Consider the following 18,448-nt stretch of genomic DNA (forward strand, 5'->3'; position numbering starts at 1 on the left):
GGAGGAGCAGCCGCACGAGGTGCCGAGAGCAAGCGAAGCATGAGGATACCGAAAGTGAGCTGTGCGCCGGCTTCTCAAGAATATGATGCAGAGATAGTCAACCCTCACGAGGATGCTGAAAATGTCGGAGCAGTCGCGCATTCTGGTAGTCACTGATGATGCAGAAGAGGGTCGGGCCATGCTCACGGCCCTGCGCGCTGATGGGTATCTGGTTCAGGGGGTAAGCGGAACTGCCGAGGCTCTTCGCGTGCTCTGGCGCGAGATGCATCATCTTGTGATTGCTGAGCTGAGGCTGGCCAGTGCCGATGATTTTGAACTGGTGCGCTGGTTGCGCCTCTACTATCCACGCACTGCGGTGCTCTTATTGACTCCGCCCGAGGCAGGCGAAGAACGAACGCAGGCCCTTGAGCGCGGCGTGGCCGCCCTCGTTGATAAACCTCTCAGTCTGGAGCGACTACGGGCCGAGGTGCGGCGTCTGCTCACCCAACCGGGCTTTTCCGCCAGCCTGGACTCGTTTGATCTCCTCGACGTTATTCAGATTGTCACGCTGAGCCGTAAGAAAATCGCTCTCGTTGTCAGCACGGACCAGGGCGAGCGTGGTGTCTTACGCTTCCAGAATGGCGAGCTGGTCTCGGCTGAGTATGGGGTGCTACGTGGGGAAGAGGCTTTTTTCGCCCTGGCTGCTCACCGCAATGGGACGGTCTCCTATCAGTCCTGGGACGGCGAGATTGCTCCGAATGTGGCTCAACCGCTCTCGCGCCTGATTCTGCAGGCGCTGCAGTACCGGGCAAGGCACGGCGCTGAGATGGGCAGCGGTGCCCTGCCGGCATTTGGGCCACAGGCCAGTAATGCCAGGCCGGAGCAGAAGCAGCTCTCGTTAGAGGAGATTGACGATACACCCTTTGGTCTATTAGGGGAGGAAGTGCAGATCTCAGCGACGCGAGAGGAGGCAGTTCCGAGCCGCGGCATGGCCGTCCCGGAAGGAGGAAGCGAAGACGGAGGCCGCGAGTGGTGGATGGCGACGGGCTATATGCCCAGGCTGGCTGGCAACGAGCCGCGGCGAGAGGCCGAGCCGGTTCAGAGCAGCGAAAGCGGAGCGCTGCCAGTGACTGGCCACCTGGCCGCTACCTCTGCCTCGGCCCCTGGCGTCAGCGTCGGGAGCACCGGGAAGATGCCAACTCCCAACCGCTTACAGCGTCTGCCCGCCTCTGATTCCGTAGAACTGCCCTCCTGGTTAACAGAGCAACCGACACACGCCGAACTCCCGCCGGTCATACCTTCTGCCCGATCCCCTTTGACTACCGGGCAGTTACCGGTCTTACCGACCCAAAGACAGGGGATGGCCTTCGGAGAAGAACGCGCTCCCGCACCTTCCTCTCAAAGCCCTGCCGCTGCCGGTCCTGAGCAGCCCCTGCATCGCCCTCTTTCGACTGATACAGGCATTCGACTGCGACGCATTGGGGGGAGCGAGGGTCAGCCTCCCCTGGCCTTCTCCAATCCAGCGAATACCGCTCCCAGTAGCGGACCGTTGCAGAGCCTTCTGTCACTTGGGCGAGGGAGTGGACCCTTGTCGCTCTCGCCCTCCGCGCCTCCTGGTGCGCATCAGGAGGGTCCCGCTTTGCCCGACACTGGGGCCCTGACTGGCCAACGCCCGGCAGTAGGATCGACCACCTCTGGCGCCTCACCAACGGGCAGTCTGCCAAGTGCAGGATTCGGGCCGCGCAGTGGACCTTTACCGGCTAACCTGACGGGCCCAGCCAGCGGCCAGAGTGGTTCCTTGCCGCGTGCCACCCGACGCAACATTAGCGCCATTGTCGCAGCCTTACAGACGCTAGGCTATGCCATCCCTGGTTTTGTGGCCACAGCGGTCCTGAGCATGGAGGGGCAGCCGATTGCTCAGGTCTCGGTTGACGATCTTGACCTCTCGCCAGTGGGCGGCCATCTCAAAGCAACCATACAGGGTATTCTCCGCTCGCTAGAGCTAGGTAGCTGGGGAGCCTATGAGGACCTTGTGGTGACAAGCTCCAACCATCGCTTGCTCCTGCGCCTCATCGAAGGTGGAAATGCCGCCTTCCATGTTCTGGTCACCACGCGCGAGGCCGACCTCAAAGAAAGCATGGAAGTCATGGCCAATGTTGAGGGAGCGATTGCCGCTGCGCTATAATCCAAGATAATGAAGCCGTGCCTGTCATGACACGAGCACGCTGACGGGAAAGTCCGACTGGAGAGAGATACAGCGATGAGTGAAGAGAGCCAGGGCAAATCGCCAAAAACTGAAGAGCAGCGCCGGAGAGATCAATACTCCTTCATCATTGGCATGATCATCGGAATGGTCATCCTCATAGCCTTTACTCTGCTCTTTAGTCACTAGTTATTCGTCGGGTTGCTCGGGAGCCAGGCGGGGTGGGGAGAGCAACAGACCGCACATTGCGCGTTGGACAGCTTGGGTGCTCTATGGAACCCCATATCGTCTTGGGCGGCCAGCGACGAGGCAGCGACGAGGGCACGCCAGCGGCTGAGCGTTCTCATTCGGGCAGATCGTCCTGATGGCGAGGGCCTGGCGGCAGCGTCTCCAGCAGGAGAGGGAGATCGGCGAGCGTTCTCCTATCCGAGACATCGGTGGTGCGCCTTGGGGCTTTTTCAGTGGCTTTACGCGTACCCAGGCGAGTCCTCCCCGAGACAGAGGGGGCTGCGCTCTTTCCTGCCTCCTCCTTGCCGCCCGCGCGGTCACGTCTGCCCGCTTCCTCGGCTGAAGAAGCCTCACTGGCTGGATGGCTACGAGCCTGTAACTCGCGAAGCTCCTTGGCGATGGCTAGCAGACCACTGCTCTCACGCTGCCTCTGAGATGACTCCCACGAAGAGAGAGAAGGAGCAAGCTCCTCAGTGATCGGGGGCGACTGCGGCTCCAGGACAGCTTCTGACAAGGGAGCATGGGCAGGTGAAGAGGCCTGTTCCCGTGCAGCTTTTTCCGGCTGACGCCGGGGAGGCACGCCAGATGCCTGCTGCTGGCGCTGTTGCCGGTGGCGGTTGATCTCCTGCTGGAGCCGTTCGCGCTCGTTGAGAAGGCGTTGTTGGAGTTGCTCCTGCTGATGCTGTTGCTGATCGCTATCCCGCTGAAGTCGCTGTCTCTCGTTAAGAACTTGCTGTTGAATACGCTCCTGACGCTGCTTCATCTCTAGTAAATCGCTGGTGGCTTCCAATTCGCGCAGACGAGATTCAAGCTGCTGGAGGGCATCGCGCATAGTACGGGCAAGGTGCTCCTGGGCTTGACGCTGTTGCTCATAGCGGAGAGCGAGGCGATTGACCTCGTTGTACTGCAAGAGAGCGGAGCGGGCTGCCTCTTCATTCCTCTGCCGAAGAGCCTGCTCGGCCTTTTGGAGCCAGGCTGCGGCCTCCTCTTGTTTCTCGCGCGCCCGGCGCTGGAGCTGGTGGGCAGTAGCGATAGCCGTTGCTACCTGAGTTTTCACCTGGACCAGCTGATTGCGCATATCAAGCTGCAGCTGACGAAGAGATGACTGAGGATCAGGGGCCTTTTCAATGAAGGCATCGATATTGATATGCAGCAGCGTAAGGACACGTTCCAACAGGTTCATTGCTCATCCCTTTCCAAAGAGGCGTAGCGAATTCTACGATCAGCGGTTCCAATAGCAGGTAAGGGAAAGCGTAGTAGGAAGCCCCGGAAGCTTCCCGACGCCTTCCCTCCGGAGAGGGGGGCGAGCACTGTGCTAACGAGCAAGGACAATCCGGCAATAGCTCGCCCGACCTCGCTGACAGGAACGGTGCGTTGCGGCACTTGAGAATGGCTGCTGATTCGCCGAAAGCTTTCACCTCAAGCCTGATGGTTACTGACTCCAGAGCGATCGACCCCGGCCTCCGCCTCACTGGCTCGCTCATCGCTGCTGGCGACCTGCTGATCAGTCTGGCCTTTAAGGGTAGGAACACGTGCCATCAGCTCATTGATACGTACGCCACTCAGCAGCTCAAAGAGAGCCGGAATCTGAGCTGCCATATTCATGATATCACCTGTGAGGCGGCTGGCGCCTACACCGTTAGCGCTATTACCAGTGGAAACAATGGTCACCTTATCGACCTTGCTGAGCGGCTCAGCGATCGCGCGTACGATCTCTGGCATATTGGTCAGCAGCTTATCCAGCACAGCGGCCTGATTGTACTCGTGGTAAGCGGCGGCCTTCACCTTCATGGCCTCGGCCTCTGCTTCGCCCTTGGCGCGGATGACCTCGGCCTCTGCCAGGCCCCTTGCGCGGATGACCTCAGCCTCTGCCATACCGCGGGCCCGTGCGGCCTCTGCCTCGCCCATCCCGCGCATGCGTGCCGCATCAGCCTGGCCTTGGGCTTCGAGGATCAGGCGCTGCCGCTCGGCCTCTGCGACCGTCTCGATACGGCGGCGCTCGGCCTCAGCAGCCTTCTGGACGGTTGCCTGCAGCTCCAACTCGCGGCGCTGGATTTCGGCTTCCTGGACGCGGATCTGGGCATGCTTCTCGACCTCAGTGACCTTGATAGCCTCCTCGACGACCTGCTGCTGCATGATATTGGCCTGGATATCGTAGGCCTTATCGGCAGCCGCCTGCTGCTTCTTCACCTCAGCATCAAAGGCTGCCTTCTTCAAGAGCAGGTCGCGCTGGTATTCTGCCTGCTTGGCCTGTGACTCGGCCTCGGCCTTGGAGCGCTCCTGATCGGCGAGCGAGCGAGCAACGGCTGCTTCACGTGCTGCCTGAGCCTGCTGGATTTGGGTATCGCGGGCTGCCAGGGCGGCGGCGATATCGGCCTGCTTGCGGATCTCTGCGATCTGTGGGCGTCCCATATTGGCGATGTAGTCATTCTTGTCGCGCACGTCCTTGATGGTAAAGGAAATGACCTCCAGGCCCATCTTCTCCATGTCGGCGCTGACCGTCTTGAGCATCTTAGCGCTCACGCTCTCCGGGTCCTTGACCAGGTCCTCGACGGTCAACTGGCCCACAATCCCGCGCAAGTGTCCTTCCATCACCAGGCGGATCAGATTCTCGCGCTCCTGTTGGCTCTTACTCAGGAACTGCTCTGCTGCTGTCTTAATGCTTTCCTTGTCGGAGCGCACCTTGATCTGAGTGACCGCCTCGACATTGACAGCCACGCCCTGGGAAGTGTAGAGATCCTGGGCTGGCGCGACATCGAACGACATCAATTCAAGAGGAAACTCCTGGGCGCGGCTGATCAGAGGGAAAACGAACTTAGCGCCGCCGGTGACCACATCGGTGCCGCCGGCGCCGTAGATGATCAAGGCTCGGTTAGGTCCCACCTTACGCAGCATGCTGGCCCAGAGGGCGATAGCGATGATGACCAGCACCACAAGCAGCAAGACGCCGCCGACGACCAGCCCGAGAACGCCAGTGAACATGACAGATACTCCTTACTTGCAAGGATAGCTTTCCTGTGTCTCAGAAGAGATCTTTGCCAGTAAGCAACTCAGAGCGATCATTGCCGTCCTGGTCCTGAAGGAGCGTGCGCAACTGCTCCAGCTCTGCTTCAGTAGGAGTACGCAGAGGCTGCTGTCCCGCTTCGCCTTCGAAGAACCGTTCCCAGGTCTCCACCTCAGCGATACCGTGTTCGTAGTGGAGGATAATCACCTCCTGTCCGCGGTCGATAGGCTGACCATCGACGCTACGGGCGGGCACGCTCTTATGCAAGCCGCCGGGCGAGACATAGATGACCTCGCCGATGCTATTCTGCCGGATCGGCAGGCTGACCTTGCCGATCAGGCCTGTACGGTCCGAGACATCCTGGATGGTCTCGGCCTCGCTATCGCCGAAGATGCGGAAGAGCAGCGCCAGCACCAGCCCGGCCAGCAGCACACCTGCGATGAGGGCGACAAGTAGCGAGAAGAGCACATCCAGATGGGTAGCATTATGGAAAACATAGCCAAAGAAGCCGAATCCGAGGAGGAAGAAAATCACGCTCCAGGGATTGACAAAGGTGAGTAGCTGAGAGAACCACGAAGAGGATGGTCCTTGAGCGGGCTGATCTTGGCCGTGGGCAAGGGTCCCATGTCCATGTCCCTGAAGGGCCTGACCGCTGTGGCCGGCGTGGACCAGGTCGGTCCCCGTATGGGCATGGAGGGCTGCCGAGCCCGGATGAACGTGGGGCAGATGCAGGTGTTGGGCAAGACCGTGTGGGCCGGTGGAGGTATGGAAGGCACTGTCACCGGCATGGTGGGCCAGGCCATGCCCCAGGCCCCCGAGCAGCGCCGAGATAACCAAGAAAAAGGTCCCGAACAGGAAACAACCAATAAAGACCAGCGAAAGCGGATCAGTGGCAATGACCATAACCCGGCTCCTTTGCTGCTGCTGGTGCGCCTTTGCCCCCGGCTCGCCCGAGAGCATCGTCGCACGCTTTTCCTTCAGATCCACTGTGTATAGACGCTTCACCTTTGCAGGTATACAACGCCATGACCCTTTTCCTGTTGAGCTGGGCCCCGAAGGAGGTGGGGGCCGGCCCGGCCTCACAAGGGGGCAGTCCTCGGGCTGGTTCAGTTCCAACTAAGGAGTCAGCTCCTGTTCTGTGGCACCCGAGCCAGACGCTGTCAAGGCACGCACGAGCTGCTCTAGCTCAGCCAGGGGCAGGGCCAGCAGCTCGCTGAGGAGTGTCAGATAGCGACGTGGGTCCCTGGTTCGCGCCAGAGCTGTGAAAAAGCCGGCCACCTCTGGCTCTGTCTGCCATTCTTCTGCGCTGGCCTCCAGCCAGGTAGAGAGGCGGTCGCCCTCTTCAGCCACGTCGGTCAGCAGATCGGTACTGAAGTCGGGCGGGTCGCTCACCAGATAGCCGGGATGCACCTTGAAGAAGCGCGCCAGCAGATCGCGAGTGAAGGCTGTCAGATGGACGCGCTTCCCACTTTCCAGTTGCGACAGATAGGCCTGGCTGATGGTCTCACCGAGTTCCTTCTCCATAGCGGCGACAACTTCTGTCTGAGTCATAGGCCGATTGAGACCGCGTAGCTCTCCTTCCACCTTCCGTAAATGCCTGAGTTTCTCAGCGAGATCCATAGTGCCTCACATAGCTATTTGCTAAATCATCTTTTCTACTATAGCGATCTGCTATCAACATGTCAAGAAAGGAAGACCAGAAAACACCTTGTACCATTGTGTTTTCCTGGGCTAGCCAGCCACGCATCCGCTGGGGCCGGCGCGGCTGGTACCTGGTACCATAGCTGTCTGACTGACGAGTCTCTGATCTTACAGCAAGTTACTCACTCCCTCGGCCAAGAGCAAGAGGCCGAGGGCTATCAGCAGCAGAGCGCTCAGGAGGAGCGCCCGGCGATAGAGTGGTCCCTGGAACCAGTGCCGGCTCCGGCTGACAGCGAAAGCAACAGCGAGCTTGCTGCCAACCAGGAAAGCGTAGAAGCCGAGCAGCAGCAAGATGGGACCGCCGACCCCCTGTTCCTCATAGTTACGGATCAGCAGCTGGGCCCCCACCGTCCCCCAGAAGAGATAGGGATGGGGGTTGAGGGCATTGGTCAGGACGGCGCGCCAGAGGACGGTACCGCTGGCAGCAGTGGCGGAGACTGAGGGCGAGAGGGCCTGTGAAGGTGAAGCGCTATGAGCGTAGCGGTAGGCAGTCAAGGCTGTCTCGCCACCCAGATAGAGCACAAACAGCCCGCCGGCCACCGCCAGCCAGTCAAGGGCGCTGGGCGGCAACTGGCTGATCAGCAGAACAGCGAGCACGATGATCGGCAGATCCGTGATGAGTGCGGCCAGCGCCACAAGGTTGCCGGCGCGCCAGCCGCGCTGCAGTGTCTGGGTGATCACCAGGCCAAGCATTGGGCCCGGGGTGATACCAGCGGTGAAGCCGTAGGAGATACCCAAAATGAGAGCAGTTAACATCGGTGGCACACTGATTCTCAACCCGTTCCCCGTCCGGCTAGCCTCCTGGCTGCTGGCCGGCCCGGGGAATAACAGTCAGCCTGCTGCTTACTCGCTGAGCTTCTCTTTGAGGAAGCGCACAGCCAGCGGCCAGGCTTCGGCAGCGGCTTTCTCGTTGCCCATGCCATGCATCGGGTTCAGGAAGGCATGGCCCGCATCGTAGACCTTGACGGTGATATCCTTGCTGGCCTCCTTGTAAACCCGCTCGACCTTCTCGACCTGCTCGATTGGGATGCTCTCGTCATGGCGCCCATAGATTGCCAGAATGGGAGCGGTCACGTGGGCCACATTCTCAGGCTGGGGATCGTAGCCGCCGGCGTAGAAGGGTACAACCGCTGCCAGGCCGGCATAGCGCTCAGCTACCTTATAGGTCAACAAGCCACCGACGCAGAAGCCAATCAGGCCGAGCTTCTTCGGCTCCACCGAAGGCATGGCCTTCAGGGTCTCCAAGGCCCCAATGATCTCCTTGATGGCGCGATCCATCTTCTCATGGATCATCGTCATCATCATCTTGAGCGCATCATTTGGCTCCGTTGCAATTTTCCCGTGGTAGAGATCGGGCACAGCCACGATGAAACCCTCGGTGGCCAGCTTCTGCGCCAAATCCTGAATATGGGGTTCAATACCCCACCATTCCTGAAGCATCACCACTCCAGGGTACTTCTGGTCATCGTCCGGCTGAGCCAGGAAGGCATAGGCACCGTTGCCATTGACTTTGAGATCTATCAGCGAGGTACGTATGACTGCCATTGCTCCGACTCCTTCAGAAAATAGTGCGTTTCTGGCCTGCGATCCTCTCTGCGATAGGCGTTGTATGCAAGGGTTGCCCTTATAATTATATACTAGACTGCCTGCCCTGGCGCTGTCATCGCCTGAGACGGCGAGCTCCCTGGATAGACTGAGAAGCCGGGAGCGGTCTGAAAAAGGAGAAGGCTACTCATCCCATCCAATCTTGACGGTCGAAAGCGAAAGCGCGTACAATAGCGAAAAGCCTGGCTGACCGCTGGGGCCGCCGGCAGGAGGCCATGCGGTTCCAGTCGATCCGCATTCGGGTACTGAAAGCAAGAGGATACTCAAACGGCGATACTGCGAAAAAAGAAAGCAAGAGGATATTGAAAGGAAGAACATGGCAGACGTCTATGGTGATCAGCCAGAGCCTGCAGTGTCGGCGTCGGGGCAGGAGGCCAAAGCGACGCCAGTCTCAGACGAGGAGACGCCCAGTGTAGAGATGGAGCAAGAGGCGGCTTCATCTCCGGAGGAGGAAGAGGGTGCGGCTCTCTCAAAGGAAGAGAGTGTCGCGCCGGTGCCCCTGTCTGGCGAGGCTGGGGAGCAGCCTGGCGATACGGTGGCAGTGGCGACTGAGGGGGAGCGGAGAAGGCCGCCAGTGTATGCAGCCACCCTGGAGCATCTGCTGGCGCGTCAGCCGCAGCCTCCCCTGGATGTGGAGTCGCTGGCGGTCAGGGAACGTTTGAGCCGGCTCCGTACCGATGTCACGACGTTGCTCACCGATTGGCGCTGGGGAGCGCTTAGTCGAGAGGAAGCGGCCAACCGTCTGGTGCCTCTGCTCGACTTCAGTCCGCTCTCGCAGTGGGCCTCTTTGGTCACTGCTCAGCTCTATGAAATCGATCGCGCCGGTAGCCTGATACCGGTCTGGCAGACGCTGATCGCGCGCGGTGACCCCCAAGATCAGAAGCAGGAGCAAATGCCGCGGCAGGACAGTAACCCGGCGGAGACCCCGCTGGGAAAAGCCCGCCGTCTTGCTGTGTTGCTGCTTGGCAGCTACAAAGAAGCGGAGCTGACGAACCTGCTCGGGCGTCTGGCGCTTGACCCGCATCTTTCCCTCTATGCCGCGCAGGCCCTACTGCGACAGAACACGCTCTTGGCGCGTGAGACCCTCATGCGAGCAGTAAAGGAAGCCGAAGGCTGGGCGCGCATCGACCTCATTGAAGCCTGCCTGAAGCTGAAGCAGCCGAGTTTCTTCGACCTCTTGCTTGCCCTTGGCCTGGAGGGCATTCCTGGTCTTGAGGCTTATGTAGCCCCCCTGCTCTATCGAGCCATTCCTTTAGAGGTCTATCTTAATCCGCCCCCGGAAGTGACGTTACCATCCAGGCTAATCCAGCACGCGGCTCTGGTCTGTTACTATGTCTGTCTGGAAAGCATTCAGAACGCCAGCCTTCACCCTGAGCAGCCGCCGCTCATCTTTGAGCGTGAGCTACTGCCTTTGGTGGAGGCCCTCTTTAGCAGTGCACGCCGCTATGGGAGCTGGCCGCAGGTTGTGGCATTGCACCAGTTTGCCCTCTTCCTGGGGCGCTATTGGAGTGGCATCGCCCGCGGCCTCATCCGTGAGCCGCGCGTCATCCAGCCCGTCACGAGCTGTCTTCCTCTCATGCCTGAAATCGAGCGTTGGATGAATGGGCCGGCGCGCGATATTTTGCTGGAGGCTCTCAGCGAGCGAGACGAGCGGGCCTGGTCGCCAGTCGTAAGGACGCTGTTAGATCTGCGCGAAGTGCGGTTGTGCGCGCCCCTGCTGAACCACTTAGAGAGGGTTAATCGGCTGGAAAGAACTGAAGAGGCCCAGCGCCTTGGTCTAGCCTGCGAAGCTCTGGCTGCTCTTGGAGAGAGGCGGGCGCTAGAGGTCTTTCGGCGCTTGCTCACAGAGGTTGTGGTCCTGCCAGAACGCACTGCTCTTGCTCAGCGCGCCGACCCCTTGCCTCCTGAAGATAAGCATGTGCCGGGCAGCGTCCTTGCTGTGAACGTGCTGCGGGCTCTGGCCCTGCTTGGGGTCCCTGAGAGCCTCGATCTCGTGGTGCAGGCTTGCCGTGACTTTGATCCGGTTGTGCGGGAGACAGCTTTTGAGGCTCTGATGAAGCTGGATGCCAGCGGTGAGCAATGGAGCAGCCGTATGGCTATGCGGGAAGCTCTCAGTGACCTGGCTCCGGCGGTAGCAGCTTTGGCCTGCCGTCTGGCAGCTCAGTATCGCGATCGCGAATCGCTACCGGCCTTGCGCTACTTACTCCAGTCGCGCCCATCGGTGCGTGAGGCTGCCGCGGCAGCGCTTGCCCAGCTAGAGCAGGCCGTGGCCTGGCCAGCCTAGGCCCGGCCAGGCCTGGTAGCTGGGGGGACGAAAGTGCTCTTCCCCCCTCTATCCTGCTGCCTTGTTTCGTAGCCCCTCTGTATACTATACAATAGGAACCAGAAAACTCTATTTGCCCGTCAGGGAGAACTACTGAACCTCTCTCGCGGCTCCTTCCTGGCGAGCTTTCTCTCTGTTATCCAGGTAGTGAGGGTCAAACAGAATGAATATGTTGGTGGGGAAGACGCTCGGTGGATATCGTCTCTTACGGCTCCTCGAAAGTGGTGGGATGGGGGATATCTATCTTGCTCAGCATGAACGGATTGGGCGCAAGGTTGCTATTAAGGTCATCTGTAGCGATCTCCGCTCTGCTCCTCTCTCTCCCGAAGGCATTCAGGCTGCTCGCCGCTTTATCCGCGAGGCGCGGGCTGTTGCAGAGCTTGAACATGAGCATATTTTGCCCCTGTATCATTTTGGTGAAGAGACACTTGAGCCGGAATCAACAGTTATTACCTATCTGGTTATGCCCTATCTTTCTGAAGGCTCGCTCTGGAAGTGGTTGCAGCGACGGACGCAGCAGTACGGTTTTAGTTGGCCTATCTCGGCGGAGGAGGCCGGCTACTATCTGCTTCAGGCGGCCTCGGCTCTCCAGTGTGCCCATGATCATGGCATCGTCCACCGCGATATCAAGCCAACGAATTTTTTGATCCGTGTCGATCGCGGCCCGCTCAGTCCTACAGTAGACGCCGAGCGTGCGGCCTTGCTGAATCGCATCTTTCCGCATGGTCGGCCTCATCTGCTGCTAGCCGACTTTGGTCTGGCGACCTTTTACCGCCAGGGCCGTTCGTTTCATCGCTCTGTTGGGACGCCGCTCTATATGGCGCCAGAGCAGTTTGATGATCCTGCTCAGGCTGATGCGGTGGCCGTTGGTCCGCCTGCCGACCAGTACGCGCTCGCAGTCATGATCTATCAGCTTGTCACAGGCCGGGCCGTCTTTGAGGGGACCGCCAGCCAGCTGCTCCATCATCACCATCATACTCCTCCGACGCCTCCCAGCGTCTATAATGCCTCATTGCCGCGAGAGCTGGATGAGGTCTTTCTGCGAGCATTAGCCAAGAAGCCCGAGCAGCGCTTTCCAACGATTCTGGCTTTTGCCCAGGCCTATGATGCCGTGATCCAGGCCAGGCTGCAGACGAGCGCCCAGCTCCATCAGCAGCGCAGCGAGGTGCGAGCGCTGGCGGTGGCGGCTAATCACCCTGCCTGTCTGGCCTTGCCTGAGCCGGTAGAGGAGCGCCTGGTGACGCCGAGGCGGACACCGCAGCCGGAAGAGGCCCCACTCAAGGCAGCGGCCCAGCTTAGGCGAGCGCAAGAGGAGCGAGAAAGGCGCCAGCGGCAGAGGCAGACCCCGACTCCTGCCACGATGAGGCAGGGGGGGCAGGAGGCGCTTGCGGGGGAGCACGAGCCGGCCCCTGCTCTGGAGCCGCTGAGCGAAGGCGAGCGCGGCGTGGAGGTCCAGATGAGAGCTGCTGAGCGCTCACTGGAGTCGCAGCCGCTCTTACTCACAAGCCGCTTGCTTGTGCTAACGCTGACGCTCCTGGCTGTAGTGGTTCTCCTCGGCGGCCTCCTGCTTTTTTTGCTGTTGCTAGCGGGCCATCTTGGCGTCTTCTCCTACGTCATGCAGCCTGGTGAGCGCCTCTGGTACTCTCCAGGGTGGCGCTGGGGGCCATAGCGGCCTGACTTTTGCTTTTTGACCACCACCACAAAGACGCTACTGACGCGGTGTGGTCAGCCGCGCCAGGGTCAGCAAGCGCGCGATCTGATCAGCGAAGGTGCTGCCTACTGGCTGGGGCCAGGCAGCGCTTCAGCCTCCCTGGCTCCACTCGCTAGTGAGGCACGATCGGCAGAACAACATAGGAAGGGTGCTCGCGATTATGGAGAATCGTCTGCTGAGCGGGGATCATCTCGGCGCTAGCCCCCAGTGGCTGGCCAGTATTTGGGTTGCGGTCCCAGCGAGGGAAATTGCTGCTAGTGATATCCAGGCGGATGCGGTGGCCTGCTTTAAAGAGATTGCTGGTCGACCACAGGTCGATCACATATTCATACGCTTTGCCAGGCTCGATCAGCGAGGGGTCGCCGCCTCGTGGTGCGTGGCGAAAGCGGGCCCGAATGATGCCATCGGTCAGATTTTGAGCGTAGCCATCGGGATGGACATCGACCAGGCGTGCGACAAAGTCGGTATCGGGAGCGCTGGAGGCAGCCCACAAGTGGACGTGGATGGGGCCGGTGACCTCCAGATCCTCCTGCAGGGGAGCGCTAGTATAGACCAGAACATCGTCGCGGCTCTCGGTGGGCCGCTGGTCGAAAGGACCGGCGGGGTACTCGGGAGCCATCAGCACGGCGCCGCCGCGTGTGATAACCGGGTTGGCTGGATCGTAGGTATACTGATCGGCGCTCTCGTCCTCTGGCGGCTCAGTAGAGAGGGTGCCATCGCCGTGCAGCGTATTGGCGTGGCCCTGGCTATGCAGGTAGTAGCGCGTTTCGACGGCGCGGGCCAGTGGCCACTCCTGCTCATCGCGCCAGGCATTGGCCCCCATCACAAAGATCTTGAGCGGGGCCTCCTGGGCGATGCCATTCTCGATACCCTTGAGCCAATAATCGAACCAGCGCAGCTGATAGGTCATGAAGTCCTGCTGGAGATTAATGAAAGCAGTCGTCGAAGCGAAGCCGAAGGTCTGCTCGCCGATCAGGGTTCCCTGCGAGGTGTGGGCCCAGGGACCGATCAGCAGCTTGCTCTGGCGGGCCTGGGGGGTAGCGCCGCGCTGGCGCATGGCAGTGAAGTGCTCCAGAGTATCCTGCAAGAAGATATCGTACCAGCCGCCGCCGCTGAAAGCTGGTGTGGTCACCCGGTCGTGCTTCCCGCTGATATTCATATATTCGGCGGCGGCGCGCTGCATTGGAAACTCCAGAGCCAGGAAGAAGGCAGGTGCGATCTCCTGGGTTTTCAGCGGGCGGAACTCCTTGAGGGGCAACGACCAATAGCCTTCCTTGCCCAGAGCATCCATCTCCTTTGCCCAGAGCGCGATGGCCCGTCCCAGGGCTTGAGGATCGTTGCGGTACCGGCGCATCAGCACGTCCATCCCCATCTGCAGCTGCCAGCTAGCCATTGTGCCCAGCTCCAGGGCGCCGCCGCGGAAGACCACCCCATTAAAGGGATCGCTCCAGGTGAAGAGGGGGATCATCGTCTTCAGGGCTGGGGGCTGCTCGACCGCTGCCGACCACTGGGTGAAGCCGAAATAGGAAGCGCCATACATCCCGACCTGGCCATTGCTATAGGGCAGGTGCGCTGCCCATTCGATCGTATCGAAGCCGTCGCGGGCCTCGTTGGCCATCGGCACCCAGTCGCCTTCGGAAGTAAAGCGTCCGCGCGTATCCTGCACGATGACCACGTAGCCACGTCTGGCGGCCTGAACGGGGTCCAGGATTGCGCTTGCCAGCGGCAGATCCTTGCCGTAAGGCAGGCGTGTCAGCAGCACCGGCCACTGTCCTTCGCCAGCCGGTCGGTAGATATTCGCGCGCAGCGTCGTCCCATCGCGCATGCGGGCGGGGACATCATAGTCCACGATGACTTGCTGACCCGGTTGCGTTGTCATAGATGCTGAAACTCCTTCCTGCAGATGCCTACCTACCTTTGTGGCCACCTGGCCGGCCAGAGGCGGCCTGGCCAGACCAGGCCGAACCAGATCTGACGAGGCCCCGCACGCAGGGCCTGAGTGATCATGGTGTATGATACAACGCCTCACGAGGAGAATGCCAGTCTTGACACTCCCTCAGCCGTCTGACTATACTGCCACTCATCAATTGTGGGACACTCTATTCCGGCAGGCGAACCAGGCAGGCCGGTATAAGGGGGAGACGTATGCGGCATGGAGCGCCCCTGGATGGCGAAAAGACTGTCCAGATTGTCCATCGGATCGCCAGTGTGCTGCGCGCCTTTCATAGTCGCCGCTTGCTAGGGATCACCGACCTGGCCCAGGCGACGGGCCTGCCCAAGTCGACGACTCATCGTTTGGTGACAGCCCTGGTGAATGAGGGTTTACTGATTCAGGACGAAGATACGCATAAATACGGTTTGAGCTTGCATGTTACCGCTCTGAGCGCGAGCATCTTGAGTTCTCATGCAGTACGGAAAGTGGCCCGGCCCATTCTGATGGAGTTGCGTGACCAGACGCGTGAATCGGTCCATCTGGCCGTGCTTGAAGGGGTGGAGGTGGTCATTATCGATACAGAGGATTCGTATTTCTTTGTGCGCGTCGTGAACGTGCCAGGCCAGCATCTGCCTGCTCATGCGGTTTCGACCGGCAAGGTGCTGCTGGCCTATCAGTGGGAGCATCGCCTCAGCGAGCTGATTGGGCAGATCAAGCTGGAGCGCTACACGGAACGGACGATCACCGATCCCCGGCGCTTGATCGAGGAGCTGCGTCGAGTACGAATGCAGGGCTATGCGGTCTCGTGTGGTGAGTTGGAGGAGGGCGTCGATGCAGTGGCTGCGCCCATTTTTGACCACCTTGGGGCAGCCGTAGCCGCCGTCTCGATTGGAGGACCAAGCGAGCGCTTTCAGCCACGCCTCTCCGATTTTATCGAGGCGGCGGTGCACGCGGGCCAGCGCATCTCTCAGGCCCTGCGCTATGTTGGCTGGAATTAGGAAGGCACCGGCTGGCGACCCTGCTGCTTGTAACTGCCGCTGCGCTCCGCTTTTGGCGCGAGGGTGGCACAAAAACAGGCGGTGGGCGCGTTGTCTTCAGTCAGTAGATCGGAATATCCTACGGTGTCCGTGGGACTGTGGTATGCTACAATCAGTGTGGGAGGGAAGAGGAAAGCGCGCTCTGCTCGTCCAGTGCTTGGTCCACCTCACTTCTTACCTGGTCTCAGCCTCGGTTCTGGTCCGGGTCGCCTGACTGTCCTGCCTGCGAGCTGCCCGTCTGGGGGAGCCTGGGGTGAGGTTGTACTGGTGCTGCAGGTTGGTCAGGCTTGGGCGAGGTTGGGGGCGGTACCCTACCCGCTTGCCTGTTTGCTTTACCTGCAAGAGCGGAGAGAGAACGGAGAACTGGATGCTGGCCCATGCGGAATGTGTTTTGGTTGATGCGTACTCGGGAACACAGACGCCTCAGCGAGGAGTGCCGCCAGATGTTGCGAGAGTCTTCAGAGCAGCCAGGGGTCGCCTATTTGGTGATTCATCGCGAGCCGTTGCCGAACAAGCGTGTTGAGTTGTGGAATGAGTGTACCACCATTGGTCGCAGTCGTGGCTGCGATATTTTCCTGGAGGACGTCAGCGTCCATCGCCGGCAGGCGAGCATTCTGTACACCCCTCAAGGCTACCTGCTGCGCGATGATCATGGAAGTGGCGATAGCTTTGTAAATGGGCGCCCCGTCACGCAGGTGCTCCTGCGCGATGGAGACGAACTACGTTTCGGCAATACTCGTCTGACTTTTTATGCCCATGAGGGTACGCGTCCCTTCCAGCTGGCCTCTTCGCGAGGAAAAGAGCTGCATCTGACCAGGCAGCCCGATCCTGCAACCAGTGTGATTGCGCGCCTGGAACTGGGGAGCGTCAGGGGGGTCCCGCGAACCTTTGAGCTGTTGCCCGAAATGACAATTGGCCGCAGTCGCGATTGCGATCTCTTCTTAGAAGATCTGACGGTCAGTCGTCTACATGCCACGATCCGCCAGTTGCCAGATGGTCAGTACGAGCTGGAGGATCGGCGTTCGGCCACGGGCACGTTTGTCAATGGTCAGCGCATCTCGCACTGTATCCTCAAAGATGGGGATCTTATCCAGATCGGCAATCATCGCATCGTTTTTCGCCTGGTGCCTCCTTCCTGAGCACGGCTGCAACAGCTCGCAGGTGTTCCTCGTAGGGGTCAGGCCTATCTGGGGCTGCAGGCGCCTCGTAGGCGTGGGTCTCCTCAATGAAATGCCAGACCTCTCGGGGTACATCACGGGCGTGGGCTGCCGGATTCTGGCGCACGCGAGTCGACGAGATGTCTCGATAGGACGGGTCGAAGGGCAGGGCCTGGACCGCGCCGGCAAATTGGCGATTCTCGGGCTGCGCCAGCAGCGCACGTAGCTCCTCTTCGCCATTACTCCCTCGCGGAGCTACCAGCAGATGCGCCAGACGAAACAGCTGATGCAGAGCCGCATCGCGATCGCGATAGTAGCGCGGATCAAAAATCTGGATGATCTTGTCAAAGCCAACCAGGAAGGTGAGGCGACTGACCTCTGGAAAGCTACGGTGTACTGCCTCTGCCTGCTCAACGTAGAGACCGCGGTTAAACAGCAGCAGACCCACGCCGGGAAGCTTGTGCTGTAGAAGCTGCTGCAGTAATACCAGACGATCCAGCAGGGTAGGGCGCTCGACATGCTCTTTATCAACGATCTGCTTGCTGAGGGCTGCGTAGACCAAAACGTCGGCACCACTCTGCTCCTGGACCTGATGCAGCAAGGCCAGGTGAGCTGTTGTCGGCGGATTGAAGGAGGCGGGGAAGACAATAATGTGGCCCCGTGGTGTCGGCGAGGGGGGAACGACGAGCGCTGTTGATGGCTCGTGTGGATCAAGCTGCTCTAGCAAAGCCTGGAGGGCGCGATACTGCTCCTGTAGCTCAACAGCTATCTGTCCCATGCGCTGCTTGCTCCTCGTCACTATCTGACTGACACCGCTTGATGAGGGTACTGCTAGCCAGGGGGTATGGCTGCTTCTTTAAGAATAGCACATGGTGGGGAGAGCGAGGAGCGGAAAGCTGGCCAGAGAAAAGGCGGCCTGGTCTTTGGGAACGATCGCGGGCTGGCGGAGGCTGGCAAGAGGCCAGCCGGATAGCGCCCTGCGGAGCAACTTGCTGCTTTCTGACTAGCGGAGCCGATCGCGAAAGGCGGCGATCTGCGCGCTATGCTCGCGCTTGTGACCGTAGTACATATACACGATCAGGTCATCAAGCGAGTAGGGGTCACCATACCAGGGCAGGGTCCCCGTTTGGCGGCAGGTTTCCGCTGGAATGCGCGTGATCAGCTCCATAGTGCGCTCATGTGCTGAAGCATATTCCTGAAGTACCTCGGCAAAGCTGGATGCCTTGCGCATTGCCACCTCCGTCTCGTTAAACTGCGGTCCCAGCTCGGTAAAGCGTCCCAGATAGGGGGTGGGATCGTCTTCGAGGAAAGAGATCAGGACATCGACCAGAACCAATTCATACGAGGCAAGGTGAGCGATAATATCTTTGACTGACCAGACTCCGCAGGCTCCACTCTGCTCACGTGCCGACTCGGGAAAGCCTTCCAGTGTTCTCATGACGGTCAAATGGCCGTATTGTAAGACATCGCTTGCGTTCATTGTTTCTTCCTCCTCTGCACGCTGGCCAGAGGCAACCGCTGGTGACCCAACCGTGAAGTGATAGCGTCTCTCCTTCTAGCCTTGCGA

General features: G+C 60.1%; 15 protein-coding genes. 6 read left to right on the forward strand and 9 right to left on the reverse strand.

Going from position 1 to position 18,448, the window contains the following annotated elements; all coding sequences use genetic code 11:
* Nucleotides 1–121 precede the first annotated feature (121 nt).
* Both N688_RS05695 and N688_RS23725 read left to right on the forward strand, forming a co-directional pair.
* Nucleotides 122–2,164 (forward strand): response regulator, encoded by a 2,043-nt coding sequence (locus tag N688_RS05695; RefSeq protein ID WP_052888371.1) that lies wholly within the window; start codon nucleotides 122–124, stop codon nucleotides 2,162–2,164.
* 75 nt (nucleotides 2,165–2,239) lie between these two features.
* Nucleotides 2,240–2,371 carry a hypothetical protein gene (locus N688_RS23725; RefSeq protein WP_272945030.1) on the forward strand — a complete coding sequence of 44 codons (132 nt, stop codon included), beginning with the start codon at nucleotides 2,240–2,242 and terminating at the stop codon, nucleotides 2,369–2,371.
* 154 nt (nucleotides 2,372–2,525) lie between these two features.
* Here the strand turns inward: N688_RS23725 and N688_RS05700 are convergent, their stop codons facing one another.
* The 6 genes from N688_RS05700 to N688_RS05725 form a co-directional block, all read right to left on the reverse strand.
* Nucleotides 2,526–3,593 carry a PspA/IM30 family protein gene (locus N688_RS05700; RefSeq protein WP_052888372.1) on the reverse strand — a complete coding sequence of 356 codons (1,068 nt, stop codon included), beginning with the start codon at nucleotides 3,591–3,593 and terminating at the stop codon, nucleotides 2,526–2,528.
* A gap of 236 nt (nucleotides 3,594–3,829) precedes the next feature.
* Nucleotides 3,830–5,392 (reverse strand): flotillin family protein, encoded by a 1,563-nt coding sequence (locus N688_RS05705; protein ID WP_052888373.1) that lies wholly within the window; start codon nucleotides 5,390–5,392, stop codon nucleotides 3,830–3,832.
* Nucleotides 5,393–5,432: 40 nt separating this feature from the next.
* Nucleotides 5,433–6,317 carry a hypothetical protein gene (locus N688_RS05710; RefSeq protein ID WP_052888374.1) on the reverse strand — a complete coding sequence of 295 codons (885 nt, stop codon included), beginning with the start codon at nucleotides 6,315–6,317 and terminating at the stop codon, nucleotides 5,433–5,435.
* Nucleotides 6,318–6,530: 213 nt separating this feature from the next.
* Complete coding sequence (locus N688_RS05715) at nucleotides 6,531–6,938, reverse strand: helix-turn-helix domain-containing protein (protein ID WP_156025317.1); 408 nt, start codon at nucleotides 6,936–6,938, stop codon at nucleotides 6,531–6,533.
* Nucleotides 6,939–7,223: 285 nt separating this feature from the next.
* Entirely contained in the window at nucleotides 7,224–7,871 is a 648-nt protein-coding gene (locus tag N688_RS05720; RefSeq protein ID WP_052888376.1) for a LysE family translocator, read from the reverse strand.
* A gap of 87 nt (nucleotides 7,872–7,958) precedes the next feature.
* The gene (locus tag N688_RS05725; protein ID WP_052888377.1) at nucleotides 7,959–8,660 is read right to left on the reverse strand and encodes a dienelactone hydrolase family protein; all 702 of its coding nucleotides are present in this window, start codon (nucleotides 8,658–8,660) and stop codon (nucleotides 7,959–7,961) included.
* A gap of 376 nt (nucleotides 8,661–9,036) precedes the next feature.
* On the opposite strand from N688_RS05725, the gene N688_RS05730 reads away from it, so the two are divergent.
* Nucleotides 9,037–11,004, forward strand: coding sequence for a hypothetical protein (locus tag N688_RS05730; RefSeq protein WP_052888378.1), 1,968 nt, complete (start codon nucleotides 9,037–9,039; stop codon nucleotides 11,002–11,004).
* 202 nt (nucleotides 11,005–11,206) lie between these two features.
* A complete protein-coding gene (locus N688_RS05735; RefSeq protein ID WP_081838555.1) occupies nucleotides 11,207–12,712 on the forward strand; it encodes a serine/threonine-protein kinase in 1,506 nt (501 codons plus the stop codon).
* A gap of 154 nt (nucleotides 12,713–12,866) precedes the next feature.
* Here N688_RS05735 and N688_RS05740 read toward each other — a convergent pair whose 3' ends face one another.
* Nucleotides 12,867–14,633, reverse strand: a complete 1,767-nt coding sequence (locus N688_RS05740) for a CocE/NonD family hydrolase (RefSeq protein ID WP_052888380.1) — start codon at nucleotides 14,631–14,633, stop codon at nucleotides 12,867–12,869.
* A gap of 266 nt (nucleotides 14,634–14,899) precedes the next feature.
* Between N688_RS05740 and N688_RS05745 the strand changes: the two genes are divergently transcribed.
* Together N688_RS05745 and N688_RS05750 are read left to right on the forward strand one after the other, a co-directional pair.
* Entirely contained in the window at nucleotides 14,900–15,685 is a 786-nt protein-coding gene (locus tag N688_RS05745) for an IclR family transcriptional regulator (protein WP_052888381.1), read from the forward strand.
* 482 nt (nucleotides 15,686–16,167) lie between these two features.
* On the forward strand, nucleotides 16,168–16,863 hold the full coding sequence (locus N688_RS05750) for an FHA domain-containing protein (protein WP_052888382.1): 696 nt from the start codon (nucleotides 16,168–16,170) through the stop codon (nucleotides 16,861–16,863).
* Here the strand turns inward: N688_RS05750 and N688_RS05755 are convergent.
* Nucleotides 16,811–17,659, reverse strand: a complete 849-nt coding sequence (locus N688_RS05755; RefSeq protein WP_052888383.1) for a hypothetical protein — start codon at nucleotides 17,657–17,659, stop codon at nucleotides 16,811–16,813. The genes N688_RS05750 and N688_RS05755 overlap by 53 nt on opposite strands.
* 225 nt (nucleotides 17,660–17,884) lie before the next feature.
* Complete coding sequence (locus N688_RS05760) at nucleotides 17,885–18,361, reverse strand: DinB family protein (RefSeq protein WP_052888384.1); 477 nt, start codon at nucleotides 18,359–18,361, stop codon at nucleotides 17,885–17,887.
* Between the last annotated feature and the right edge of the window lie 87 nt (nucleotides 18,362–18,448).

The organism is Thermogemmatispora carboxidivorans, from assembly GCF_000702505.1.
GTDB classification, from domain to species: Bacteria; Chloroflexota; Ktedonobacteria; order Ktedonobacterales; family Ktedonobacteraceae; genus Thermogemmatispora; species Thermogemmatispora carboxidivorans.